Raw genomic sequence first — 24,476 nt, forward strand, 5'->3', positions numbered from 1 at the left:
TGTGCCTCCCCGCTCTGTCGAGCCGGAGCTCTCCAGAGGTGCCTAGCCCGGGCGGTGAAGGTGCCTGAGAGATTCTCGGGGAGAGTTGCTCCTACGGCGCCCGGATCTGGTCCGGGTCTCTCCCGCTCGGGTTCATGCGGCTGCTTTGCAGTTGTACGAACTGGAATTCTGTCGCGACGGTACGGCGCGTCCGACCGGCGCGTCAATCCGCCAGGACCGCCCTTCACCGGTTCGAGGGTCAACCTTCACCAGCCGGTCCACCCCAGCACCCTGCGAGTGGACGCGTGCAAACGCGACCACTCGCGGAAGCCTGGTTCAGGCGTGCACGGCGAACGACCTCCGCACCCGAGTGGACGCGTTCGTACGCGACCACTCGTGGGAGGAGAAGGTGGGCCGTGATCCCGGCAGCGTTGGCCGCTGGGTGGATGGGTGGTTCAGAGGCGGTGGGTGCGGCGGGCCCAGAGCTCGAAGAACCAGGTGAACAGCGGCGGGATGCTGGCGGCGAGCGCGGCCAGGGTGATCGGCCAGCTCCAGCGCAGCGGGCGGCGCACGGCCAGCACGGTGATCACGTAGGCGATGAAGATGCCGCCGTGGATCGGGCCGAAGATCTTCACGCCGATCTCGTTGTCCGACAGCACGTACTTGAACAGCATGCCGATCAGCAGGCCGGTCCACGAGATCGCCTCGGCGATCGCGACGGCACGGAACCAGGTGGCATGCCGGGTGGCACCGGTGGTCTGCGGGGCTTGCGCTGTCTCGGTCATCACCCAGCACCTTACCGGGGCGGCGCCAGGGACCCACGAGGGTCAGCCCGGATGTGGTGAAGACCACCGGCACCGAGGATCGAGAGGGTCCGTTCCCCCTCGAATCGAAGGACATTTCCGCTGTGAAAGCCCTCCTCCTCGCGACCGCCACTGGCCTGGTCGCCGCGGGCGTTTTGGTCCCTCCAGCCTCCGCCGCGCCCGGGAACGCGCCCACCGGCGTCATACCCGTCCCAGCCCGCAGCCCCGCCCCCAGCGGCGGCCCGGCCTCCGCCGGCGCCCTGGCCTCTAGCGCCGTGCGTGATTCACGCCCGCTGGTCTGGCGGGATTGCCCGGTGAACGAGAACGACCGCCCCGCACCCCAATGCGCGACTCTCGAAGTCCCAGTCGACTGGAACAACCCCGGCGGTCCGACGTTCGGCCTCCAGCTAGCCCGTCGTACGACGACCGACAAGGCGGCACGCGTCGGATCCTTGGTATTCGGCCCGGGCGGCCCGGGCGACTCCGGGGTCTACCGAGTCCGCGAAGGCGTCGGGCGCTTCAGCGACAACTTGCGGCGGCACTTCGACATCGTGAGCTTCGACCCGCGAGGAGTCGCCGGAAGCAACCCGGTGCGCTGTTCGGCGGCTCTACTCGCCAAGGCACCTTCACCGATTATCAAGAGCCAGGCCCAGTACGACGCCACCATCGCGTACAACCGGCTTCTCGCGAAGGACTGCCGCAAACACACTGGGCCGATCTTCGAGCACTTGGACTCGCTGCAAACGGTTAGAGACCTCGAAGCCATCCGTAAGGCCCTGGGCGACGACAAGCTGACCTTCCACGGCAGTTCCTACGGGACGATGCTTGGCTCGCAGTACGCGGAGGAGTACCCGCAGAAGGTTCGCGCGGTCGTACTGGAGTCAACGGTCGACCACAGCCTCAACACCCGGGAGTTCCTTAATACGCAGGCCGAGTCCGCCCAGGACTCGTTCGACGAATTCGTGAAGTGGTGCGGCCGTACGACGTCCTGCGTCCTGCACGAGGGCGACATCCGCAAGCTGTGGGCAGACCTCCTAGCCCGTGCGGATCGTGGCGAGCTTCCGAACCCGCGAGACCCCAAGCAGGCCCTCACGCCGTACACATTGAGCTTCCTCGCTACGAAGTTCCTGAAGGACCCGTCATGGCCGCAGCTCGCTTCGGCCCTGCAGGCGCTTGAGACGAGTAAGCCGCCTGTAGTCGAGCCGAACACCCCGGCGGGCCTCGGGCAGAACCCGATGCTGGTGTTCTGCCAGGACTGGAACCTGCCTGTACGCACTTATACCGAGTACGCCCGGCACCAACGCCGGATGGCCCGGATCGCGCCGGAAATGAAGTACCCGGGCGGGCTGATCGCCGTGTCCACTTGCCTCGGCAGTCCCCTCAAGGTCGGTAACCCGCAGCATCGGCTCGACGTACACACGGAGATTCCGTTGCTGGTAACGAACGCGCTGCACGATCCAGTTGCCGGGTACAACTGGGCGACCGCCGTCGCGCGTCAGCTCGGGCGCCACGGCGTCCTGCTGACGTACGACGGCTGGGGCCACGGGACGTACAACAGCTCCCCTTGTTCGAAGGCCTTGATCGACAACTACTTGATCGATCAAGTCGTGCCTGCGCGCGGCCTGCACTGTCCGGCGGTCGAACCCGCGAGCTGAGGGATCACCCTAGGTTTATTCCTGATGAACACAGGGTGACCCTCACGCTCGGCTCGGCCCGGTCGCAGTTGGCGAAGGCTTTCCCTTGACCGGGCCCGAGCAGGGCAACCATTACGTTCCGTTCGCTTGTGGTCATCATCCGTAGCATCAACCATCTTCCTCACCGTGGCCTTGAGGCAGGCCACCAGAGGAATCGGACGTGACCCATGCGTAGATCCATCGCAGCCGCAGCCCTGTCATTGGGACTGGGCCTTACCGCCCTCGTGCCCGTACAGGCAGCCACTGCGGCTCCGCCCGCCGACAAGGTCGACGGAGTCTATGAGGTTCTCGCCGAGGACTGGGGCATCTCCCCCAGCCAGGCGAAGGCCCGCCTTGACACCGAGCACAAGCTCGCCGGTGCACTGGACAAGGCCAAGACCGCCACGGACGGCGCCTTCTTCAACGAGGCCCGCCAACTGGTCGTGAACGTGCACTCGGAGGCCGCCGCCAAGGTCGCCCGTGCGAACGGTCTGACCCCGCGGACCGTCGCCCGCGGCGAGAAGGCCCTGGCCAAGCTGCAGGCGCGCGTCGAGAAGCTCGCCGCCCAGTCCAACCAGGTCCAGTCGATCGGCGCCGACCTGCCGACCGACCGCCTGCAGGTCGTGCTGATGCCCGGCAAGCAGACCCCGGCCACCGCCAAGCTGGTCAAGCAGCTCAAGGCGATCCCGGGTGTCGACGTCAGCACCAACTCGGTCACGCTGACGGCCACCGCGGACGTCATCGGCGGCCAGATCATGGACCTGGTGCCCGGCACCAACTGCTCGCTCGGTTTCCCGGGCTTCCGCAACGGCAACAATGTGCTGCTGACCGCCGGCCACTGCGTCGAGGGCTTCCCGGACATCGTGGACCGCTTCGGCACGCACATCGGCAAGGGCATCGCCACCCGCTTCCGTACCGGCCAGGCCAGCGTCGACATGGGTCTGATGGACATCGACGCCGAAGACGTCGGCCGCGGCTACATCGACAACCGCAACGGCACCACGACCCGGGTCACCGGTTCGTCGAAGGCGCCGGTCGGCACCACGATCTGCAAGGCCGGCAACACCACGGGCTGGACCTGTGGCCGGATCTCGCAGTACAACCTGACCGTCAACTACGGCGGCGCGGGCGGCAGCATCACCCGCACCAGCGGCCTGGCCCGCTCCACCGTCTGCACCGAGGGTGGCGACTCGGGCGGCGCGTACATCTCCGGCACCGTCGCGCAGGGCATGACCTCCGGCGGCCCGAACGACGGCCACGACTGTGGCTTCAACCAGGGCCACAACGCGACCGGGTCGTACTCGTTCTACCAGCCCGTCGTCGACGCGGCGAACTACTACGGCGTCAGCCTGACCCTGGGCTGATCCCCCGCCCGACCCTGGCCAGCGAGCCAGCCGGGCACTGCAAGCCACTCGCGCCCGCGAGGGTTCTGAGCCGCCACTCAGCATCCTCCGGGCGCGAGCTAGTTCCAGCCCGTCAGACGAGTTGGGCCTCGAGGACGCGTTCGAGCCGGGCGCCACGCTCAACTCGCTCGGTCAGTTCGGCCAGCTGGGCACAGGCCAGTTCGAGCGCCTCGGCCTGACTGGCGCACCCGTCGCTGTACCAGAACGGGTCATCGGGCTGCGGATCATCCGCGTCGTCGATATCGGCATACCAGTGGTAGTCGCCCAGCCAAGAGCAGTGGACGACCCGCACACGCAGGTTCATCTGGAATATCCCCCGGTCGTGAAAACGGGGCCAGCCCGGCCGGCGCGTGGACCGCGGCCCCCCACTGCCACGCGCCGGGCCGAGTTTGACCCTCCCCCGCTCGCTATATCGTGCCGAAGCACGCTCGCGTTACTAGTTGTGACGACTTTTTTGAGGAAATAGTTCGCAACTACTTTCCGTTAAATTACGGACGCGTTCGGCGACCAGGGTCAGGTCCTCATGGCTCCGCTCGGCGCCGGCTTTGCAGGTAGGGCCGGTCTGCCGCACCGCACAGCAGGAAGATGAACCACAGCGACGCCGCGAACGCCACGGCCGCGAGCAGCACGATGAACAGGCCCCCGCCGCCACCGACCTCGATCGTTCGGCCGCCGGACAAGAAGCCGACCACCAGAATGACCATGGTGGTGAGCAGATTGGCGGAGCGCACCTGGCTCGCCGACGTGACGGTCCGCTCGTCATCGGCGTTCGCCGCCACCCACATCAGCGCGGTACACGTCAGTACGACCACCGCCGTGACCACGATCAGCTCGATGATCGAAAAGAGCTGCGCCGAGCTCCCCTCGAACCGGGCGAACTGCCCCAGCGACACCACCCCGCCAATCCCGGCAGCCAGCTTGGCCCGGAAGAACCCGGCACCCAGGCGCCCCAGGCCGGCGTACACCAGAATCCAGCCCACGATGTCGGCCAGCAGATCGAACCCCGCCAAGCGGAAATCCACCAGGACGACCACCATCCCCAACCCGGCTACCTTCAGTCCACTCATCCCATGACGATACGGCCCACCAGGGTCCGGCCGACCTCCATCGCGTCAGCGAGAAGAGAAGAGCCGGCCCGGTCATCATCTTGGCGGATTGGAAGGCCTCATCCCGGCGTGCGAGCCGGCCGAGTCCGATGGCCACCAGGAGCCAGCCGATGGGATCGGGCGAGACGTCGAAGCCGCCGATCTTTGGACCGATCATGATCATCAGCGTCCCGAGTCCGATGAACCGCAGGTCGCTCATGACCGTGACAGTACGGCAGGCGGGGTCCGCCGTCACCGGCCCGGATCCGCTGGGGATAGGCGGATCCGGACCGGGTGGTCAGGCGGGGAGGTGGGAGCGGACCCAGGCTTCGAGGCCGTCGGTGGTGATGGGGAGGGCCTCGGTGAGGATGTCGATGCCGGTCTCGGTGACCACCACGTTGTCCTCGATGCGGACGCCGATACCGCGCAGCTCGGGCGGTACGGTCTCGTCGTGCGGGTGGAAGTAGAGCCCGGGCTCAACGGCGAGCGTCATCCGCGGCTCGATCGTGCCGGCGTTGTAGGCCTCGGCGCTGGAGGACGCGCAGTCGTGTACGTCGAGCCCGATGAAGTGGCCCGTACCGCAGACGATGAACCGGCGGTGCTGCTGGCCGTCCGGCCCGAGCGCCTCCTCGACCGACACGTCGAGCAGACCCCAGTCCTTGAGGCCTTCGGCGAGAACCTGCATGCCCGCGTTGTGAAAGGCCGAGTACGGCGCGCCGGGGCGGACCGCGTCGAGGGCCGCGAGCTGCGCCTTGTGCACCAGGTCGTGGACCTGGCGCTGGGCGGCGGTGTATTCGCCCGTGACCGGGAAGGTACGGGTGACATCCGCCGTGTACAGCGTGCGCACCTCAACACCCGCGTCGAGCAGCAGTACGTCGCCCTCGCGCACGGCGCCGTCGTTCCGGACCCAGTGCAGCACCGGCGCGTGGTTGCCCGCAGCAACGATCGAGGAATAGCCCGGGCCGTTGCCCAGCGTGCGCGCACGCCGATCGAACGTGCCCTGCAGCCAGCGCTCGCCACCACCGCGAATCGCCTCGGGCAGTTCGCTCGCCACATCGGCAAAACCCTGCACGCTGGCGTCAACCGCGGCGCGGATCTGCTCGAGCTCCCAGTCGTCCTTGATCCGGCGGAGTTCGGAGAGGACCCGGCGCAGCTCGTACAACGCGGCGGGCCCGGTGGAAACCACCGCGTCCAGCAACGGCTCCACGCCGTACGTCGACATCACGGCCGGTACGGCGCCGCGCACACCGGCGGGCAGGTCCTCAATCGGGCGGCAGGGCAGACCGAGCGCCTCGGACCAGTCCTTCAGACCGGGAACCGGGCCGATCCAGAGTTCGCCGTCGCGGGCGTTCGCGAAGAAGTCGAGTTCGTCCGGGCCGGCGGTCTCACGCAGGTAAAGCGTCTCCTCACCGTTCGAGCCGAGCACCAGCACCGCGCCCTCGGCCTGGCAACCAGTGAGCCAGACGAAATCGCTGTCCGGGCGGAACAGGTAGTCGGTGTCATTCGACCGAACCGGCGCGCGCCCAGCGGCCACAGCGATCCGCCGCCCCGGCAGAGCCGCCCGCAACTGCGCCCGGTGCGCGGCGGCGGCCTCGGCCAAACCGGCCGGAAGATTCACGGAACGATCCACCGGGCCCCAGCCCTTGCTGATCGAATTCCTGAACCCGGTCGCGTTGATCGGCCGGTTCGCATCCCGCTGCGCCACCGTCCGTTTCGCGTTGATCTCGCTCATCCACACTCCTCCAGTTTTTCCCCGGATACCTCCCCCGAACCTACGTCCCACCCACCCCAAACGCGAGCCCGTTTCCCCCTGGAAACGCGGTCTTACCCGCAGTGATGAAGTGCCACCGGTGACTGCGGGCCGACGTGCCCAAACTGAAGTCGAGGCTCCTGGCAGGAAACGTTGTTGCTAGGCCTCAGGTCGATCGTGCAAGACCTTCCGGCGGTCGTTGCCCCAGGCCGCGACTCAGGACTTAGAAGCGATCTGGCTCGGAGCGGGCTCATGGCCAGCTTCCAGATAGGCAACGTCGCCACCAGCGAGTGCAGCGCTTGCCGCTGTGATGCGGCGAATGAGCCGGGCGGTGAGGACCTCAGACAGTTCACCTTGCTCAAAGAACTTGAACGCCTTGAGCTCTTCGGGAGGTAAGGCGATCTGCTCGATCTCGGACTCGTCGAGCTGACCCCCGTCGAAGACGAAGAGGAGCTTGTCGCCTTCACCTGGCATTGGCGCCCAGTCGACAGCAAGCAGGCGCCCGACAGGACGGTCCAGCGCGAGTTCCTCCATCACCTCTCGCCCGCACGCCTGACGCGGCGTCTCACCGGGCTCCACATAGCCACCGGGAATGTCCCAACGCTCCTTGTACGTCGGCTTGACCAGCAAGATGCGGCCGTTCTCGTCGCGGAACAGCGCGCCAGCGGCGACGCGGGGCTGTGCGACGGCGAAGGCTTCTTGGGCTGGCACAAACCCGACTCTAAGGGACACCGACTCGCGCCGGCTCAAGCCGCTCTCAGCCGCCGGGCGAGGCCTGCGCAATGGCGTACTGGAGGTTCTGAAGCATGGGGTGAGGCCATGCAGCGTCGAGTGGATTTAGTGCGGGCTAGTCGTCGAAAACCTATGGCCGGCTGCAGACAGGAGTGCGGGTGGTTCCGGACTTCTCGACGAGAAGTCATTTGCTGCGGGCCATCAGAAGCCATGCGCTCGACGCCTGCCGAATGGTTAAGGGGGTGGCTGGCGTTAGGGGAGGTGGTAGGTGGTGTTGGGGGTGTTGGTTATGAACATGTGGCCGGGGGCATGGGTTAAGGCGAAGGGCGGGCGGGAGGCCATCAGGGCGGCTTGGGGGGTTACGCCGCAGGCCCAGAAGACGGGGATGTCGCCGGGTTCGAAGCTGACCGGGTCGCCGAAGTCGGGGGTGGCGAGGTCGGGGATGCCGAGGGATTCGGGTGAGCCGACATGGACCGGGGCGCCGTGGACCTTGGGCATTCGGGCGGTGACCTGGACCGCGAGCGGCACCAGCGCGGCCGGGATGGGCCGCATCGAGACCACCAGTGGACCGGAGAGCCGGCCCGCCGGGCGGCAGTCCACGGACGTTCGGTACATCGACACGTTGATCCCTTGATCGATGTTCCGTACCGGCACGCCCGCATCGATCAAGGCCGACTCGAAGCTGAAGCTGCAGCCGATCAGGAAGCTGACCAGGTCGTCGCGCCACAGGTCCCGCACGTCCGGGACCTCCGCTACCAGTTCGCCGTTCTCCCACACCCGGTACAGCGGGAGGTCCGTCCGCAGGTCGGCGTCCTCCGCGAGCGCGGTTTGGTACGACCCGGGGTCGGTCACGTCCAGCAGCGGCACCGGCTGCGGGTTGCGCTGACCGAAGAGCAGCATGTCGAACGCCCACTCGCGCGGCAGTACGACGAGATTGGCCTGGGTGTATCCGGGCGCGCGGCCGCTGGTCGGTTCCACCAGCCCTTCGCGATAAGCCAACCGGACCGACATGGCGGGACCTCCGTATGACTAGGTGATAGCCCGGAAGGCGGCGAGGATGCGTTCTTCCGAGTCCAGCAGGTACTGGTTCAGTTCGTCCGCGGCGGCTCCGTAGCGACCCGCCACGAGCATTTCGTACAGCTGCCGGTTGCGGGCGATGTACGGCTCGTGCAGTTCTTGCGGTAGCGCGATGATGTGGAAGATCAGCCGGAGTTCCGCGACCAGGCGCGCGATGATCGCGTTGATGCGGGCGCTGTCCGCGAGGCCGACCAGGTGTTCGTGGAAGCGCATGTTGCCGGTACCAACCTGGGCCCAATCCCCCGCACGGGCAGCCGCCTCGGCGTGCTCGATTGCGAGCCGCAACGGCTCCAGCCGGGCCGCCGGAATACCCGTCTCAGTGCCGACGAACCCCTCCAGCACGTCGCACTCGAGCAGGCGGCGCAGGCGGTAGAGGTCGACCACGTCCGCCTCGGTCGGCTCGGGTACGAAAACCCCGCGGTGCATCTCGTACACCAGCAGCCCTTCGTGGCTGAGCAGGCGGAAGGCCTCGCGCAGGGTGTTCCGGCTGACCTTCGCGGCGGCGGCGAGTTCCTTCTCCGGAACGCGCGAGCCGGGCTTGAGCCGGCCCTCGGTGATCTGCTTGCGCAAGATGTCCGCGGCCCGCTCGGCGGAGCTGCTCGGGCCGAACAGGGCTGCCTCGGCCGCGACGGCGCCGAGCCAGTCGGATGACGGGGTGGCCTCATTGATGGTCGACACCTTCGCATCATCACCTACTCCTGGTAATCGGCGCGAGTTGAAAGAACCTCTTGCAGGATTGTTCAACAATCCCTACTCTCAATCGAACTACCCGCAGTGGTCAAGGCCTTACCAGAGGAGATCCGATGCGAGCCCTCCCCGCCCTGCTCGTCGCCACCAACCTGGTGACGGCCCTGGCGCTCACCACCGGAAGCACCCCCCTGACCCAAACCGCCCCAGCCACCAGCACGTCGTCGGCATGCGTGCTGGATCCGGCTCCGGTGATCACGGTCGAGGAGCAGCGGCTCGGCCTCACCCTCCCCGGTAAAACCACCCCGGCGGCACGCGAGTTCATCGAGGCCGCCGGCTTCCAGGGCCTGGTCGACGACTTCGCCACCCGGCTGTGCGGGTACACCTCGGTCAGCGAGGCCAGCGCCGCGATCAAGACGGCCGGTGCCACGCTCTGGCGGACGGCGGTCGACCGGGCCCAGGGCCGTCTCGCGATCGGCACGATCGACCCGTACGACGACCGTCCGCTCTACTGGGCCCGTACGACGATGAGCCGGGCCGTGCGCGAATGGAAGCCCGCGTTCGCCCTGACCAGCCTGCAGCGCCAGGCGATGATCCGGCAGTTGAGCTACGCCTCGCGCGGAATCGACCAGGTGGCCTTCCCGAAGAACTCCAAGCGGATGCTGGTCAGCGGATTCGACACCTACAGCATCGACCAGAGCCTGCGGAACTCGAATCCCTCCGGCGCCTCCGCGCTCCAACTGGACGGGCGCACCGTCCAGACCAAGGCCGGCAAGGTGACGATCCAGGCCGTGATGCTGCCGGTGAACTGGACCGATTTCGATCAGGGCATCGTCGAGGACGCCTTCGGTCCTTGGCTTGTCGCGCGTAACCACCCGACGTACCAGGGTTCTATCGACGCGTTGATGACGATCAGCCAGACCGGCCGCGGCATGATGAACATCGAGAAGTGGGCCGGCGGTTTCCGCGGCGGCTCACCGGACAACAACCGCTCGATCAACTACGGCCCGATCTCGGCCGCGGCGTTGTGGCCGCAGCCGCAGCCGTCGCCGCAGTTCATCCACACCACGCTGCCGTACCAGGCGATGATCGACGCGGGCACAGGCCCGTGGCCGGTCAAGCTGAACCCGGGCATCACCGAATGGCCCGCCGGAACCTTCCCCGACCCCGCCGCGCTGCGGACCGCGCCCGACCCGTCGCCGGGTTCGCGGGCGGCCAGCGCGCCAGGCGGTAACTACCTGTCGAACGAGAGCATGTACCGGACGAACCGCCTTCGGCTCGGTACCGGACACAAGAGCCTGCCCGGCGGTCACCTGCACATTTCGTCGCTGGTGTATCCGGCCGACCTGGGTGCGCTCACCAGCCCCGAGTTCGAGGCTGACCGCAAGGCCGTCGTGGACCAGACCGTCGCCCTCGTCGAGGCCGCCGGCCGGGCCATCCGCCGCTGATCCACGCCGGATCCGCCCACCCTGAGATCCAGGAGCGCACCATGAGCAAGCCCGGGAACAAGCCCAGCCCGAAACCATCGGCCCGCCCGGTACGGCGTACCGGCAAGGCACCACGCGACGCCGCGGCGGGTAAGAAGACGCCCGACAACGCGATGAAGACCAGTACCCGGTCGACGCTGATCGGGGCGATGTTCCTGATGGCCACGTCGGCGATCGGGCCCGGGTTCATCACCCAGACCACCACGTTCACCGTGCAACTGGGAGCGGCCTTCGCGTTCGCGATCGCGGTCTCGATCCTGGTGGACATCGCCCTGCAGCTGAACGTCTGGCGCGTCATCGGCGTCTCCGGCCGGCGCGCGCAGGAGCTCGGCAACCTGGTCCTGCCCGGCCTCGGCTGGGTGATGGCCGGCCTGTTGTTCGCCGGTGGCCTGGTGTTCAACATCGGCAACGTCTCCGGCGCCGGACTCGGTACGGACGCGATGCTCGGGCTCGATCCCAAGCTCGGTGGCGCCCTGTCCGCGCTGATCGCGATCGGCATCTTCTTGTCCAAGCGGGCGGGTCTCGCAGTGGACCGGATCGTCTTCGTGCTCGGCACCTTGATGATCGTGCTCACCACCTACATCGCGATCACCTCGGGTCCGCCCGTGGGTAGCGCACTGAAGAACGTCGTGATGCCCGAGCAGGTCAACTTCCTCGCCATCACCACCCTGATCGGCGGCACGATCGGCGGCTACATCGTGTACGCCGGGGCGCATCGCCTGCTCGACTCCGGTGTCTCCGGTCCGCAGCACATCCGGGACATCACCCGCGGTTCGGTGACGGGCATCCTGATCACCGGCGTGATGCGGATCGTATTGTTCCTGGCGATTCTCGGCGTCGTCGCGGGTGGTGCCGCGCTCGACAAGGCCAGCCCGGCCGCGTCGGCCTTCCAGCACGCGGCCGGCGAGGTCGGCCTGCGCGTCTTCGGCATCGTGCTCTGGGCCGCCGCGATCACCTCCGTGATCGGCGCGTCGTACACGACGGTTTCGTTCATCACCAGCCGGACGAAGACCTCCGACCGGGTGCGGACCTGGATCGTGGTGGCCTTCATCGCGGTCACCACCATCATCTACGTGGCGGTCGGTACGGCGCCGACCACGCTGCTCGTATTCGCCGGTGCCTTCAACGGCATTCTGCTGCCGGTGGGTATCGGTGTGCTGCTCTGGGTCGCCACCCGGCGCCGGGATCTGCTGCGTGGGTACTCGTACCCAAACTGGCTACTGGGCATCGGCTGGGTCGCCTGGCTGCTGACGCTTTACCTGGCGGTCCGATCGGTCCGACCGGTGATCGAACTGTTCTAGCCAGACCTCGATGAAGCCACTTGTGGGAAGGGAAACACGCGATGGACCTGAACGCCGATCTGGGCGAGGGCTTCGGCTCCTGGTCGATGGGTGACGACCTGGCTCTGCTGGACGTCGTCACCAGTGCGAACGTGGCCTGCGGTTTCCACGCGGGTGATCCGTCGATCATGCGACGGGTCACCCAGGCCGCGGCCGAGCGTGGAGTCGCGATCGGCGCGCACGTCGGTTACAACGACAAGCCCGGGTTCGGGCGCCGGTTCATCGACATCGAGCCGGCCGCGCTGCGCGACGAGGTGGTCTACCAGCTGGCCGCGCTCGACGCCTTCGCCCGGATCGGCGGTTCCCGCGTTCGGTACGTGAAACCGCATGGCGCTCTGTACAACACGATCGTGCACCACGAGCAGCAGGCGGGGGCCGTGGTCGAGGCCGTCGCGGAGTACGACGCCACCCTGCCGGTACTCGGTCTGCCCGGCGCGGCCTGGCTCCGCCTCGCGGCCGAGAGGGGCCTGCCGGTCGTGCACGAGGCGTTCGCGGATCGGGCGTACAACCCGGATGGCACGTTGGTGTCCCGCCGTACCGAGGGCGCCGTACTGCACGAAGGTACGGCGATCGCGGCGAGGTGTGTCGCGATGGCCACGGGCGAGCCGATCGAGGACAGCGCGGGTGGTTCGCTGCGCCTGTCGCCGGGGTCGATCTGCGTGCACGGCGATACCCCCGGCGCGGTCGAGATCGCCCGAACGGTTCGCGCCGGCCTGACCGGGGCGGGCGTCACGTTGAGCCCGTTCGCGCCTTGACCGGAATGCCGTCCTGATGCGAATCCTGTCCTGCGGTGAATCGGCGCTGCTGGTCGAACTGGCGGACCTCGACGAGGTGCTGGGGTACTACGCGGCCCTCGCGGCCGACCCGCCGCCGGGCGTCGTCGACCTCGTCCCGGCGGCTCGCACGGTGATGGCGGCGATCGACCCGTCGGTCACCTCGCTGACGGCGTTGGAAAAGATGCTCAGGGCAACCAATCCGCGGCTGGATCGTCGTACGGATGGGGAGTTGGTGGAGATTCCCGTGGTGTACGACGGGGAGGATCTGCCGGAGGTGGCGGAGCTGCTCGGTTGCTCGGCGCAAGAGGTGGTCCTTCGGCACACGAGTGACGAGTGGACCGTCGCGTTCTGCGGGTTCGCGCCGGGCTTCGGCTATCTCACCAGCACCGGCGATTGGGATATCCCGAGACGCGGCACGCCGCGGACGAAGGTGCCGCCGGGCTCGATCGCGTTGGCCGGGGAATTCAGCGGGATCTATCCGCGCGAATCGCCGGGTGGCTGGCAACTGATCGGGCGGACGGCCCTCGCGGTCTTCGATCTGCACCGCGAGCCGGCCGCGTTGCTCCGCCCGGGTGTTCGGGTCCGCTTCCGTGAGGTCGACGCGTGAGCTTCACGGTGCTCGAATCGGGGCCTTTGACAACGATCCAGGATGCGGGCCGCCCCGGACAGGCCGCGCTCGGCATCGGCCGGTCCGGCGCGTGCGATGTCGAGGCCTATGCGCTGGCGAACCGCCTGGTCGGCAATCCCGAAGGTGCCGCCGTGCTCGAACTGACCTTCGGCGGGCTGGTGCTGCTCGCCGAGACCGACCTGGTCGTCGCGATCACCGGCGCGCCCTGTACCGGCGTACCGCTGAACGCGCCGCACCAGGTCCGCCGCGGCACGGTTCTGCGCTTCGGCCCGCCGACCAGCGGCCTGCGCACGTACGTCGCCGTACGTGGCGGGTTCGACGTCGAGCCCGTGCTGGGTTCGCGATCGAGTGACGTGTTGTCGGGCCTTGGTCCGGCTCCACTCGCAGTTGGTGACGTACTGCCTGTCGGTACGGCGATGCGGCCGATGCCGGGCGTGGACCTGGCTCCGGTGGCGGCGCCCGCGGCGGGTCTCGTGCGGGTGCGGGTCGTGCCCGGGCCGCGGCTCGACTGGTTCGACGAGAAGGCCTGGGAGTTGCTGACCGGGCAGACCTACACGGTGAACAGCAACAGCAACCGCGTCGGCGTACGCCTCGACGGCATGCCCTTACCCCGTACCCGCGAAGGCGAACTCCCCAGCGAGGGCATGGCCGTCGGCGCCCTGCAGATCCCGCCGTCGGGTCTGCCGGTGCTGTTCCTGGCCGACCATCCCGTCACGGGCGGCTACCCGGTCATCGCCTACGTAACCCGCGCGTCCCTCCCCACCTGCGCTCAGCTCCGCCCGGGGCAAACCCTGCAGTTCGGGCCCTGATTCTGCGACGATCGGACCCGTTCGCCGCTCGTCCGCTGCCGGTCAGGTGCAGGCTGCCTCGCAGCGGCAAACGGGTCCGATCGTCGCAAAATCAGGTGGGGTGCTAGAGCTGGAAGCCGGTCGGGAACGGGTCTTCGGGGTCGAGGAGATACGTGGCCAAACCGGTGATCCAGGCGCGGCCGGTGACCGTTGGAATGAGGCCGGGGTACGGGCCTACCGGGGTCTCGCCGATAAGGCGGCCGGTGAAGTGCGTACCAATGAAGGACTCGTTCACGAAGTCGTTGCCCAGGGCAAGTTCGCCGCGCGCGTGCAATTGCGCCATCCGCGCGCAAGTGCCCGTGCCACAAGGCGAGCGATCGAACCAGCCGGGATGAATCGCCATCGCATTACGCGAGTGGCTGCCATTCCGTCCGGGCGCGGTGAACTGGACGTGCTTACACCCCGAGATCTCCGGATCCAGCGGATGCACCGGCCGGTCCTTCGCGTTGATCGCGTCCATGATCGCGAGGCCCGCCGCCAGAATCCGGTCCTTCTCCGCCCGGTCGAACGCAATCCCCAGCTGCTCCAACGGCAAGATCGCGTAGTAGTTGCCGCCATACGCCAGGTCGTACGTCACCTCCCCCAGCCCCGGTACGTCGACCACCGCGTCCAGCGCATGCGAATACGCGGGCACGTTCTGGATCGTGACGTGCTCGGCCTTGCCGTTGCGGACGGCAACATCCGCCACGACGAGCCCGGCCGGGGTGTCCAGGCGGACGGTGGTGACGGGCTCGGTGACCGTGACCATGCCCGTCTCCACCAGAACCGTCGCGACGCCGATCGTGCCGTGGCCGCACATCGGCAGGCAGCCGGACACCTCGATGTAGAGCACGCCCCAATCGGCGTCGGGCCGGGTCGGTGGTTGCAGGATCGCGCCGCTCATCGCGCTGTGGCCGCGCGGCTCGTTCATCAGCAACAGCCGCAGGTCGTCCTGATGCGCCATGAAGTGGACACGCCGTTCGGCCATCGTCGCACCGGGAATGACGCCGACGCCGCCGGTGATGACCCGCGTCGGCATGCCCTCGGTGTGCGAGTCGACCGCGCTGATGGATCGGGCCGCGCGCATGTCAGGCCGTCCGCAGGTACTCGACGGCCTTCTTCATGTCGAGCTCGAGCTGACCCAGGTGTTCCGGCGTCAGCGGTCCGCGCGGCGGACGGCAGGGGCCGCCGTACCGGCCGACGTAGTCCATGCCGTACTTGATCGCCTGGACGAACTCGACCCGCGAATCCCAGCGGAACGCCGCCACGAGCGGTTCGTACAGCGCCCGCGCCTCGGCGAGATTCCCCTGCAGGGCAAGGTTGTAGAGCTTGACGGACTCGGCCGGGAAGACGTTCGGGAATCCGGCGAACCAGCCGGTCGCGCCCATCAGCAGGGCCTCCAGCGTGAGGTCGTCGGCGCCCGCGACGACGGTCAGCTCGGGCGCCAGCTCACGGATCTCCAGAATGCGCCGGACGTCACCGGTGAATTCCTTGACCGCGACAACGTTCTCGATCTGGGCCAGCTCGGCCAGGATGTCCGGGGTCAGGTCGACCTTGGTGTCGTGCGGGTTGTTGTAGACCATCACCGGCAGACCGGCCTTCGCCACCTCGGTGTAGTGGTGAATCACCTCGGTGCGGTTCGCCCGGTACATCGTGGGCGGCAGGCACAGCACACCGTCGGCGCCGTCCGCGGCCGCGAACTCAGCCCAGCGGCGGGCCTGGTGCGCGCCCGCGCCGTGTACGCCGACCACTACCACACCATCGTTGCCGACGGCCTCGATCGCGGTCTTGGCCACGGTCCGGCGCTCGTCGTCGGTCAGCGACGAGTACTCCCCCAGCGAACCGTTCGGGCCGACGCCGCGGCAGCCGCTCTCCACCAGCCAGCGGCAGTGTTCGGCGTACCGCTCGTAGTCCGGTCGCAGGCCGGCCGGCGCGCTCTCGTCCTCGGCGTACGGCAGGGCCGTCGCGACGATGACGCCGTCGAGCTTCTCGGTCATTTCCCCTCCACGGGTTCGGTTGGTGCTGCGGCAAGATCTCCCAGCCGCACGGGTACGACGATGGGCCGGTTCGCGCCGAGGTCTTCGGCGCTCAGGCTGGTGGCCAGGGTCTGTACGGCGCGGGCGCAAACCCGGCCCTGGCACAGCCCCAAACCGGCCCGGGTGGTGAGCTTGAGGGCGCGAAGGCCTTCCGCGTCGGCCTGCCGGATCGTGGCGCAGGTGACCTCTTCACACCGGCAGACGATCGTGTCATCGGTCAACCAGGTCTGCCAGCCATCGGGAACGGGATAGGCCTTCGCGAGCGCGTGGCCGAACCGCTTGCCCCGGGCAACCGCCTTCGACTCGGCAGGACTCGGCTCGATCGGCAGGCCGAGCAACGCGGCGGCCGTCTTTCCGGCGACTCGGCCTTCGGCGGCGGACGGAACGGCGCCGGCGATACCGGTCACCTCGCCTGCCGCGAGTACGCCTGGCACCGAAGTCCGCTGGTGATCGTCGACGACGACGAACGGATCGAGCGCGCAGCCCGCGGTGACGGCCAAGTCCAGGTTCGGGGTGAAGCCGAAGCCGACGCAGACCGCGTCCACCTCGACGCGTCGCTCACTGCCCGGCACGATCCGCCAGTCGCGATCCAGCTTCGCCACGGTGACGGCCTCAACGCGATCGGTTCCGTGTGCGGCGACCACGGTCTGTCCGTGGCGCACCGGAATTCGGTGTCGCGCGATGGTTGCCGCGTACCCCACGCCTTCGCGGAATTTGCCCCGGGCAACCAATGGGTCGGCGAGCCAGCCGCGGGCCATGGTTGTGAGGTGGTTGGCCTCGAGCAGTTCGATCGGGCGCGCACCTACTTTCAGCAGGGATTCAGCGACCGGCAGGAGGAACGGGCCGGTTCCGGCCAGCAGAACTCGTTTGCCGACGGCAACACCTTGTCCCTTGGCCAAAGCCTGGGCGGCGCCAGCCGTGTAGACGCCCGGCAGATCCCAACCAGGGAAGGGCAGAGCGCGATCGTAGGCGCCGGTGGCGAGGACCAGTGCAGGCGTATCGATCGTCGTCAGCTGACGGTTGGACGCGTCAGCCGGACCAGTCTGGAGATGCAGCCGATGACCGTTCGGCGCGGGTTCGAGCGCCCAGACGGAGGTCTCCGCCAGGTGCGTGAGGTTGGCGTGCTGGCGGATCCGCTCGCGGGTCTTCGCGAAGTCGGTGGCCGCAGGCTGGTTAGCAGCCTCGGGTAATTGGCGATGGTACTGACCGCCAACCGCCGGAGCCGTGTCGACGAGCACCACGGGCGCACCCGCGTCGGCAGCCGCGAGTGCAGCGGCCATACCCGCAGGTCCCGCGCCAACCACGACTACCGGGTTTGCCGTCATCGGTCCGAATCCGCCCCTGGAGGTATCCGGCGCTGAGTCAGCAGGGCGGATTCGGACTGATGACGGCACACCCGGTGTGGTGGTGATGGTGTCGCCGGGGGCGAGGGTGCGCTGGCAGGCTCGAACGTCGGAAAGGTCGTTCACCGTGACCAGGCAGTCGAAGCAGGCTCCGATGCCACAGAAGACTCCACGCGGCCGATCGCCGAACCGGGTACGCCGCCACGAGTCGCGACCCGACGCCATCAGCGCCGCCGCGACGGTCGTGCCTGGCCGCGCGGCCACGACCTCACCATCAATGGTGATGCTGAGGTCGTCGGGCTGGCCGGGCTGGGGGGCGTTGGACTGGCTCATGAGGCTGCTCCGATCACAGCGTTCCGGCCGACCTGAAAGGGCTCCGCGTCAACATGGGGAGTCCGGCCGGTCATCAGTTCGCTAATGAGCCGTCCCGTCGATGCCGCCAGTCCAATGCCCGCACCTTCGTGACCAGTCGCATGCCAAAGGCCCTGCAAGCGCGGGTCGGCCCCGATCACGGGCAGGTGGTCCGGCGCATACGGGCGGAAGCCGCCGTACGCGCGCATAACCGGCACATCCGCCAGGAACGGGAACAGCCCAACCGCCTTCGCGGCAAGCTCCTGCAGCACCCGCACGCGAATAGTCCCGTCGAACCCGATCCGCTCGCGGCTGGAGCCGATCAGGATCGTGCCGCCCCGGGTGGACTCGACCACCGTTGACGTCTGGAGGTCGGCCTCACCGCTACCGACGGCCCCGACGTAGTCCGCGTCGTACACCTTGTGCCGGACGCATTCGGGCAGCGGAGCGGTCACGAGGATCATCCCCCGGCGCGGCAACACCTCGACCGGCGTACCGGCTGCAGAGGCGAAGGCGCCGGACCACGGTCCGCAGGCATTCACGACGGTTTCGCAAGGGATGAACCCGGTTGAGGTTTCCAGGCCGACCACTCGCGCACCTGCTTGACGCACGCCGGTAGCTGTCACGCCGCCGCGGACTTCGCCACCACGAGCACGTACGGCGGCGAGTAGGGCGGTTGCGGCCAGTACTGGCTGGAGTTGAGCGTCGTCCGGGTAGTAGACGCCTCCCGCGACGCGAGGCGTGAGAAGTGGTTCCAGCTCTAGGGCCTCGGCAGACGACACCGCGATGGCCTCGACGCCTGCGTCCCGTTGGGAGGCGGCGAACTTCTCCAAGAGCTCAAGTGAGGTGGTCGCGACTACGAGGCCGCCCTTGGGCTCCCACTCCACGTCGGCCTGCAGGCGTTCGAGAACGCTCGGCCACTCCTGGCGGGAGGCGATGGCTAGAGCCAGCTCCGGCCCGGGTTCTTTGTCGGAGACCAGGACGTTGCCCTCGCCGGCTGCGGTGGTTCCTGAGGCTGGATCACCTCGATCGACCACGAGCACACTCAACCCGGCGTGAGTCAGCGCCTCCGCGCAGGCAGCGCCGATGATGCCGGCACCGACAACCACGACCTCCGGCACAGCACCTCCTCGACGCATCGTTCATTAAACTGAACGATATCGAGAGTAGGCGCCTAACCGGGCCCAGGTCAATGGGGCCGCCTCGAGCGACCTCGGCCCAGCCTCGGCAGGGCTCAGCGCCGCCTCAGTCCAGACTCAGCGCGGGTTGAGTGCGGGCTCAGTGCGGGCTCAGCGCGGGCTCAGTGCGGCAGGACCACCGGGCCGCGCACGTCCGGCGGATATTCCAGCATCAGCACCGAGAAGACCGGGCCGTCGAGCGCCTCGTACGAATGCGGCCCGCTCGCGACCAGCGACAGGTAGTCGCCCGGGCCGACCTCATGCGCGACGCCACCCGAGGTGATCCGAAGCCGGCCGGAAACCACGATCGTGTGCTCGATACCGGGATGGCCGGCGGAATGCTGGACCTGGCCAGGCCGGACGCGCTGGTCGTACAACTCGCACAAACTGCCCGCGGCCTCGATCCGCCGCAACATCCTGAGGTCCACCGCGTCACCGCTCAGCACGTCGACCTCGTCCGATCGCACGACCACCACGTCCGCGGCGGTCGTCTCGCTCAGCAACGACGAGACCGCCACGCCGAGGGCGTTCGACAAACTGAACACGGTCTCGATCGTCGGATTGCCGGTGCCGGACTCCAGTTGCGACAAAGTCCCCTTGGCGATGCCCGAACGGCGCGCCAACTCGGACAACGAGATCCCCTGCTCATCCCGTCGCGCCCGCAGGTTCGCCCCCAGCACCCGCCCCGCACCCTGCCCAGCCACCAACCGCCTCCTAACGTCCGGAACCCCGAGCCTCCCACACCACCCCAGCCACCTTTGTCGTTCATTCGTCGCAAAGCGCCTTCGCCCACCGGCCGCCTGCACCTGGCCGCAGGGGCCGAGAGGGCGCTTTGCGACAAATGAACGACCAGCGTCAGGCGAGCAGCGCGGCTTCGTCGGCAGGCGTGAAGCCGGAGGTCAACCGCGGCAGGCCGCGAGCCTGGTCCCAGGCGAGAACGTCGGTGGCGGTTTGCGCCAACGGGATGCGCGGGAGGCCGGCGGTGTAGGCGCGAGCGCAGCTGCGTTGCAGCCCTGACCAGGCGGAGCGATCCCGGACCAGCGGGAAGAACGGACCACCCGAGCCTTCCGGTACGGGAACCACCTCCACCGACGTCCCGGCGACCTCCGCGCAGAGGTGGATCAACTCGCCCAAGCTCGTAGGCTCCGGCGGCCCACCCGCGTTGAAGGCCCCGCCCCGATCGTCCAGCACCAGCCGTACGACCAACGACGCGAGCGCCCGCGAGTCGACCAGTTCGACCGGCTGTTCGGGATGCCCCGGCAGAGCCGCTCGACCACCCTGCGCGGCACGACGTACCCAATAGGTGAAGGCGTCCGATGAGTCGTACGGGCCGGCCACCTTGCCCGGACGCACGACCGTCGCCCGATCGCCGTACCGCGAGACCAGCTCCTGCTCGCAGGCGACCTTCAAAGGGCCGTAGGTGTCTTCCGAAAGCTCCTCGGTGTCCCGCACCGGCGGACGAAGCGGAGCATCCTCGTCAGCGCCCGGGACGACTCCTGAGCGCTCGTAGACGGCTTGGCTCGAGATGAACAGGTAGCGCCCGACACGATCACCAAGCGCCTCTGCGGCTTGGCCGACGTGCCGAGGTACGTAGCCGCTCACGTCGACTACGGCGTCCCACGAGCCATCTTCCAGTGCCGAGTAGTCCCCAGCGTCTCGATCACCCACCAGCCGCGGCACCGACGGGAAGAGCTCGTTCCCCGTAAGGCCGCGACTGAAGAGTGTGAGGTCCACGCACGCGCGGAGAGCTTCCTCCGCGATAGTCCGGCCAATGAAGGATGTTCCGCCGAGTAGAAGAAGTCTCACGCAGGCAAGGCTAGGCGGGCGAGGGCGTCAACCAGCGGCGCGAGCTCTGGTAGCTCCGCCGCCTTCTGAAGCGCCTCGGACAGTACGGCGTCATGCGTAGGCCTCGCCTCGGCCAACAGTTCACGCCCCGCCGGCGTCACCTCGGTATAGATGCCCCGGCGGTCTGTAGCGCACAGATACCGCGAGAGCAGGCCGCGATCCTCCAGACGGTTCACCAGCCTGGTAGTGGCCGACTGGCTCAGAACCACTGCGTTCGACAGCTGGTTCATCCGCAAGTGGTAATCGTCCTGACAGGCTAGAACGTCCAGCACGCTGTACTCGCTGACGGAGATTCCGTGCTGGCGTTGCAGTGCCCGCTCCAGCTCATCCTCGATTCGGGCATGCAGAGCAGCCAGCGTGCGCCAACCCTGCGCCCGCGCCTCGACGGCGTCGTCCGCGACTCCCACAGCTCCTCCTCCAGACCGGCCCTCCGCTCGGATGGCAGGCGCGACTTGATTCATACCGTTGCATAAGGCAGCATGACGCTTATGCAATAGCCCGCGTATGCAACTATCGCGGACGCCGATAACAGTCGCAAGACTACAGTCGAGGAGAAATCCAGTCATGCCTGCCGCACTGCTCGCGCTGGCCATCGGTGCCTTCGGCATCGGCACCACCGAGTTCGTCATCATGGGCCTGCTGCCCGAGGTCGCCACCGATTTCGGCGTGAGCATTCCGTCCGCCGGTCTGCTGATCTCCGGCTATGCCCTGGGCGTCGTCGTCGGCGCACCCCTGCTCACCGCGATCGGCTCGAAGGTGTCCCGCAAGACCGTGCTGATCGCGCTGATGGGCCTGTTCATCGTCGGCAACCTGATCTCCGCGCTCGCCCCGTCGTACGGCGTGCTGATGACCGGTCGGATCGTGGCGGCCCTGTCGCACGGCGCCTTCTTCGGCGTCGGCTCGGTGGTCGCGGCGTCGCTGGTGCCGAAGGCGAAGCAGGCCAGCGCGATCGCGTTGATGTTCACCGGCCTGACCGTCGCCAACGTGCTCGGCGTGCCGGGCGGAACGGCGCTGGGTCAGCAGTTCGGCTGGCGATCCACCTTCTGGGCGGTGACCGCGCTGGGCGTGATCGGCCTGCTCGGCATCATCGCGCTGGTGCCCAGGCAGACCGTGAACGAGAGCGGCGGCCTGCGCAGCGAACTGGCCGTCTTCAAGAACGTGCAGGTTTGGCTCGCACTGGCGATGACGGCGCTCGGTTTCGCCGGGGTGTTCGCGTCGTTCACCTACATCGCGCCGATGATGACCGACGTCGCGGGCTTTTCCAGTGGCGCGGTCACCTGGTTGCTGGTGCTGTTCGGCGGTGGCCTGGTGGTCGGCAACATCGTCGGCGGCAAGGCGGCCGACAAGTCGCTGATGCCCAGTCTGTACGTCATTCTCGCGCTACTCGCGACGGTGCTGGTGGTGTTCGTCTTCACCGCGCACGCGAAGTTGCCCGCGGCAATCACCATCGCGTTGTTCGGCGCGGCCGGATTCGCCACCGTGGCGCCGCTGCAGAAGCGGGTGATGGACAAGGCCGTCGGTGCCCCGGCGCTGGCCTCCGCGGCGAACATCGCCGCGTTCAATCTCGGCAACGCGGTCGGCGCCTACGCCGGTGGGCTGACCATCGAGCATGGCCTCGGGTACACGGCACCTAACTGGGTCGGTGCCGCGCTCGCCGCGTCCGGCCTGGCCGTCGCCGTACTGTCCGGGCGGCTCGATCGCACCCGCCGGCAGACCACGCGCGAGACCGCTCCCGCCCTCTTCCACGTCTGAAAATCCATAGCAGTAAGGAAAACACCAGCATCACTTTGAACAACGGCGTCGAGATACCGCAGCTCGGTTTCGGCGTCTTCCAGGTCCCCAACGACGAGCCCCAGGCGGCCGTCACCGAGGCCTGGAGCCCGTTGGCCACGGGTGGCGAACTGCTCGCGGAACCGGTGCTGGCCAAGATCGCCGGCAAGCACGGCCGAACCGCCGCCCAGGTGGTACTGCGCTGGCACCTCCAGCTCGGCAACGCGGTAATTCCCAAGTCGGTCACGCCGTCGCGTATTCAGGAGAACATCGACGTCTTCGGGTTCGAGCTGAACGAGAGCGAGCTGGCCGATCTCGCGGGTCTCGACCGGGGCGAGCGCACCGGCCCCGACCCGGACACGTTCAACGTGGCCTGACGTACTTCTTCGCGACGGCCTTGAAGGACTGCTTCGGCTCCCACCGGTACGGCGAGGTGGGGTCGAAGTGGTCCGCCCGGATCGTTTTCACCACCGAGTACGAGGCGATGTCGTAGTCGTGCTCCTTGCTCGCGGAATGCGGCGCATCCGGCGAGATGAACGAGTAGATCGAGGCGCCCAGCAGGCCCTCCCGCTCGAACACCCCCACCATGTTGACCAAGTGCCGGGCCTGTTCGGCCTCATCCCGGGTGACCTCGGCCGGAATGACCGGCGGGTCCTGCGTGTAGTCAACGACGTCCCAGCCCATGCCGCCGAGTTCGGCCGCGCCGGTGGAGGTGCAACATCCGAATTCGAGCACGAGGATCGGCTTTCGCCATTTGCGGAACGGCGCCAGCTCGGCCGTGTGACTCGCCGGGTCCTCGTGGTACGAGTAGTAGTCCAGGCCGACGATGTCGAACAGGTTCCAGTTGACCGCTTCCAGATCCGCCGCCGCGCCGTAGGTGATCCGGCCGCCGAAGTTCTTCCGGGCCACGGTCACCACCTTCTCGACGTACACCGCCATCCGGCGCCGGATCGCGGGCCAGTCGAGATCGGGTTTCGCCAGGTTCTCGACCCGTTCGTAGAAGTCCGCCCCCGGCACGATTCCCGGCGTGAACAGCATGAACTCGCAGCCCACGACCAGGATCACCTCGGGATCGTGGCGATGACGCAATCGCTCGGCGGCGCAGGCCGTCTGCCGCAACTGCTCCAGCGCATACGACTGCGGGCGGTCGAACGCGCGCGGCTGGATCGACACGGTCAGGCCGCGATTCAACGCTTCCTCGGCCGTTTCAGTCAGGCGCGTGGCATCGCTGCCGAAGAGGCTCACCCAGTTGGCGTGCAGGCGTTTGTCGATGGCGCGGAGCTCGGCGCGCATCTGGCCGCGGTTCCAGGTTGGGCGGCTGTCGTCGCCCAGGAAGACCGTGCCGGTGTCGTACCCGACGCCGTTGAGGTGCATCGGGCGACGTCCGGCCGCGGTCCGGTTCGGCGTAGCGCCGGCCGTGACTTGGTTCGGCGTGGTGCCGGCTTGGGTGGGCGTGGCGGCGGCTTGGTTCGGCGTGGCCAGGCTGACTCCGACGGCGGCCGCGCCGGCGAGGAACTGGGCTCGATTGATCTTGCTGGTCTCGATCGGCATACCGCTCAGTTTTTGCCGGTCTGGCCGAAAGAACATCGTTCCGCAGGCTCGATCAGCGCGACTTAAGTAGCGGTCGGCCCAAATCTGACACCACCGATAGATCGGCACGGATGTGCCGTACAAACGCTTGCATAACTGTCCGTGCCCGGACGATT

The 24,476-nt window shown here is 67.9% G+C and carries 23 protein-coding genes, 1 pseudogene and 1 riboswitch; of the genes and pseudogenes, 9 read left to right on the plus strand and 15 right to left on the minus strand.

The window, feature by feature from the left end:
- Nucleotides 1-42 precede the first annotated feature (42 nt).
- Nucleotides 43-135, minus strand: a riboswitch (glycine riboswitch).
- Nucleotides 136-434: 299 nt separating this feature from the next.
- Entirely contained in the window at nt 435-764 is a 330-nt protein-coding gene (locus tag ACFFGN_RS23425) for a DUF3817 domain-containing protein (protein WP_380051298.1), read from the minus strand.
- 332 nt (nt 765-1,096) lie between these two features.
- On the opposite strand from ACFFGN_RS23425, the gene ACFFGN_RS23430 reads away from it, so the two are divergent.
- Together ACFFGN_RS23430 and ACFFGN_RS23435 are read left to right on the plus strand one after the other, a co-directional pair.
- Complete coding sequence (locus ACFFGN_RS23430) at nt 1,097-2,437, plus strand: alpha/beta fold hydrolase (RefSeq protein ID WP_380051300.1); 1,341 nt, start codon at nt 1,097-1,099, stop codon at nt 2,435-2,437.
- 206 nt (nt 2,438-2,643) lie between these two features.
- Nucleotides 2,644-3,819 carry a S1 family peptidase gene (locus ACFFGN_RS23435; protein ID WP_380051302.1) on the plus strand — a complete coding sequence of 392 codons (1,176 nt, stop codon included), beginning with the start codon at nt 2,644-2,646 and terminating at the stop codon, nt 3,817-3,819.
- A 112-nt stretch (nt 3,820-3,931) separates the two neighbouring features.
- Here the strand turns inward: ACFFGN_RS23435 and ACFFGN_RS23440 are convergent, their stop codons facing one another.
- From ACFFGN_RS23440 to ACFFGN_RS23465, 6 genes are all read right to left on the minus strand, one after another.
- Nucleotides 3,932-4,162 (minus strand): hypothetical protein, encoded by a 231-nt coding sequence (locus ACFFGN_RS23440; protein ID WP_380051304.1) that lies wholly within the window; start codon nt 4,160-4,162, stop codon nt 3,932-3,934.
- Between the two features lie 217 nt (nt 4,163-4,379).
- Nucleotides 4,380-4,925: a hypothetical protein gene (locus tag ACFFGN_RS23445; protein ID WP_380051306.1), complete on the minus strand. Its 546-nt coding sequence runs from the start codon at nt 4,923-4,925 to the stop codon at nt 4,380-4,382.
- Nucleotides 4,926-5,241: 316 nt separating this feature from the next.
- Nucleotides 5,242-6,675: an aminopeptidase P family protein gene (locus ACFFGN_RS23450; RefSeq protein ID WP_380051308.1), complete on the minus strand. Its 1,434-nt coding sequence runs from the start codon at nt 6,673-6,675 to the stop codon at nt 5,242-5,244.
- A 234-nt stretch (nt 6,676-6,909) separates the two neighbouring features.
- Complete coding sequence (locus ACFFGN_RS23455) at nt 6,910-7,404, minus strand: NUDIX domain-containing protein (RefSeq protein WP_380051310.1); 495 nt, start codon at nt 7,402-7,404, stop codon at nt 6,910-6,912.
- A gap of 273 nt (nt 7,405-7,677) precedes the next feature.
- Nucleotides 7,678-8,436, minus strand: coding sequence for a putative hydro-lyase (locus ACFFGN_RS23460; RefSeq protein WP_380051312.1), 759 nt, complete (start codon nt 8,434-8,436; stop codon nt 7,678-7,680).
- Nucleotides 8,437-8,454: 18 nt separating this feature from the next.
- Entirely contained in the window at nt 8,455-9,180 is a 726-nt protein-coding gene (locus ACFFGN_RS23465) for a GntR family transcriptional regulator (protein WP_380051314.1), read from the minus strand.
- Nucleotides 9,181-9,305: 125 nt separating this feature from the next.
- On the opposite strand from ACFFGN_RS23465, the gene ACFFGN_RS23470 reads away from it, so the two are divergent.
- From ACFFGN_RS23470 to ACFFGN_RS23490, 5 genes are read left to right on the plus strand one after another with little or no spacing between them, the layout of a single operon-like run.
- Complete coding sequence (locus tag ACFFGN_RS23470; RefSeq protein WP_380051316.1) at nt 9,306-10,637, plus strand: PA0049 family protein; 1,332 nt, start codon at nt 9,306-9,308, stop codon at nt 10,635-10,637.
- Between the two features lie 41 nt (nt 10,638-10,678).
- Nucleotides 10,679-11,977 carry an NRAMP family divalent metal transporter gene (locus ACFFGN_RS23475; RefSeq protein WP_380051318.1) on the plus strand — a complete coding sequence of 433 codons (1,299 nt, stop codon included), beginning with the start codon at nt 10,679-10,681 and terminating at the stop codon, nt 11,975-11,977.
- Between the two features lie 41 nt (nt 11,978-12,018).
- Nucleotides 12,019-12,771 (plus strand): LamB/YcsF family protein, encoded by a 753-nt coding sequence (locus tag ACFFGN_RS23480; protein WP_380051320.1) that lies wholly within the window; start codon nt 12,019-12,021, stop codon nt 12,769-12,771.
- A 16-nt stretch (nt 12,772-12,787) separates the two neighbouring features.
- Complete coding sequence (locus ACFFGN_RS23485; RefSeq protein ID WP_380051322.1) at nt 12,788-13,399, plus strand: 5-oxoprolinase subunit B family protein; 612 nt, start codon at nt 12,788-12,790, stop codon at nt 13,397-13,399.
- Nucleotides 13,396-14,229: a 5-oxoprolinase subunit C family protein gene (locus ACFFGN_RS23490; protein ID WP_380051324.1), complete on the plus strand. Its 834-nt coding sequence runs from the start codon at nt 13,396-13,398 to the stop codon at nt 14,227-14,229. The genes ACFFGN_RS23485 and ACFFGN_RS23490 overlap by 4 nt, the downstream gene beginning before the upstream one ends.
- A gap of 103 nt (nt 14,230-14,332) precedes the next feature.
- Here the strand turns inward: ACFFGN_RS23490 and ACFFGN_RS23495 are convergent, their stop codons facing one another.
- The 7 genes from ACFFGN_RS23495 to ACFFGN_RS23525 all read right to left on the minus strand — a co-directional run bounded on the left by ACFFGN_RS23495 (nt 14,333) and on the right by ACFFGN_RS23525 (nt 21,407).
- Complete coding sequence (locus ACFFGN_RS23495) at nt 14,333-15,334, minus strand: proline racemase family protein (protein ID WP_380051326.1); 1,002 nt, start codon at nt 15,332-15,334, stop codon at nt 14,333-14,335.
- A gap of 1 nt (nt 15,335) precedes the next feature.
- Nucleotides 15,336-16,244 (minus strand): dihydrodipicolinate synthase family protein, encoded by a 909-nt coding sequence (locus tag ACFFGN_RS23500; protein ID WP_380051328.1) that lies wholly within the window; start codon nt 16,242-16,244, stop codon nt 15,336-15,338.
- Nucleotides 16,241-17,959, minus strand: coding sequence for an FAD-dependent oxidoreductase (locus ACFFGN_RS23505; protein WP_380051330.1), 1,719 nt, complete (start codon nt 17,957-17,959; stop codon nt 16,241-16,243). The genes ACFFGN_RS23500 and ACFFGN_RS23505 overlap by 4 nt, the downstream gene beginning before the upstream one ends.
- Nucleotides 17,956-19,098 (minus strand): NAD(P)/FAD-dependent oxidoreductase, encoded by a 1,143-nt coding sequence (locus tag ACFFGN_RS23510; RefSeq protein ID WP_380051332.1) that lies wholly within the window; start codon nt 19,096-19,098, stop codon nt 17,956-17,958. The genes ACFFGN_RS23505 and ACFFGN_RS23510 overlap by 4 nt, the downstream gene beginning before the upstream one ends.
- A 179-nt stretch (nt 19,099-19,277) precedes the next feature.
- Nucleotides 19,278-19,859 carry a helix-turn-helix domain-containing protein gene (locus ACFFGN_RS23515; RefSeq protein ID WP_380051334.1) on the minus strand — a complete coding sequence of 194 codons (582 nt, stop codon included), beginning with the start codon at nt 19,857-19,859 and terminating at the stop codon, nt 19,278-19,280.
- A gap of 151 nt (nt 19,860-20,010) precedes the next feature.
- The gene (locus ACFFGN_RS23520; RefSeq protein ID WP_380051336.1) at nt 20,011-20,961 is read right to left on the minus strand and encodes an NAD-dependent epimerase/dehydratase family protein; all 951 of its coding nucleotides are present in this window, start codon (nt 20,959-20,961) and stop codon (nt 20,011-20,013) included.
- Nucleotides 20,958-21,407 carry a MarR family winged helix-turn-helix transcriptional regulator gene (locus tag ACFFGN_RS23525; protein ID WP_380051338.1) on the minus strand — a complete coding sequence of 150 codons (450 nt, stop codon included), beginning with the start codon at nt 21,405-21,407 and terminating at the stop codon, nt 20,958-20,960. The genes ACFFGN_RS23520 and ACFFGN_RS23525 overlap by 4 nt, the downstream gene beginning before the upstream one ends.
- A gap of 157 nt (nt 21,408-21,564) precedes the next feature.
- On the opposite strand from ACFFGN_RS23525, the gene ACFFGN_RS23530 reads away from it, so the two are divergent.
- Nucleotides 21,565-22,752 carry an MFS transporter gene (locus tag ACFFGN_RS23530; RefSeq protein ID WP_380051340.1) on the plus strand — a complete coding sequence of 396 codons (1,188 nt, stop codon included), beginning with the start codon at nt 21,565-21,567 and terminating at the stop codon, nt 22,750-22,752.
- Between the two features lie 92 nt (nt 22,753-22,844).
- Nucleotides 22,845-23,147: pseudogene (locus tag ACFFGN_RS23535) on the plus strand (aldo/keto reductase); the annotation flags it as partial.
- On the opposite strand, the gene ACFFGN_RS23540 reads toward ACFFGN_RS23535, so the two are convergent.
- Entirely contained in the window at nt 23,134-24,321 is a 1,188-nt protein-coding gene (locus ACFFGN_RS23540) for a glycoside hydrolase family 113 protein (RefSeq protein WP_380051342.1), read from the minus strand. The pseudogene ACFFGN_RS23535 and the gene ACFFGN_RS23540 sit on opposite strands and share 14 nt — an antisense overlap.
- Between the last annotated feature and the right edge of the window lie 155 nt (nt 24,322-24,476).

The sequence above is a fragment of the Kribbella deserti genome (assembly GCF_042434725.1).
Lineage (GTDB): Bacteria > Actinomycetota > Actinomycetes > Propionibacteriales > Kribbellaceae > Kribbella > Kribbella deserti.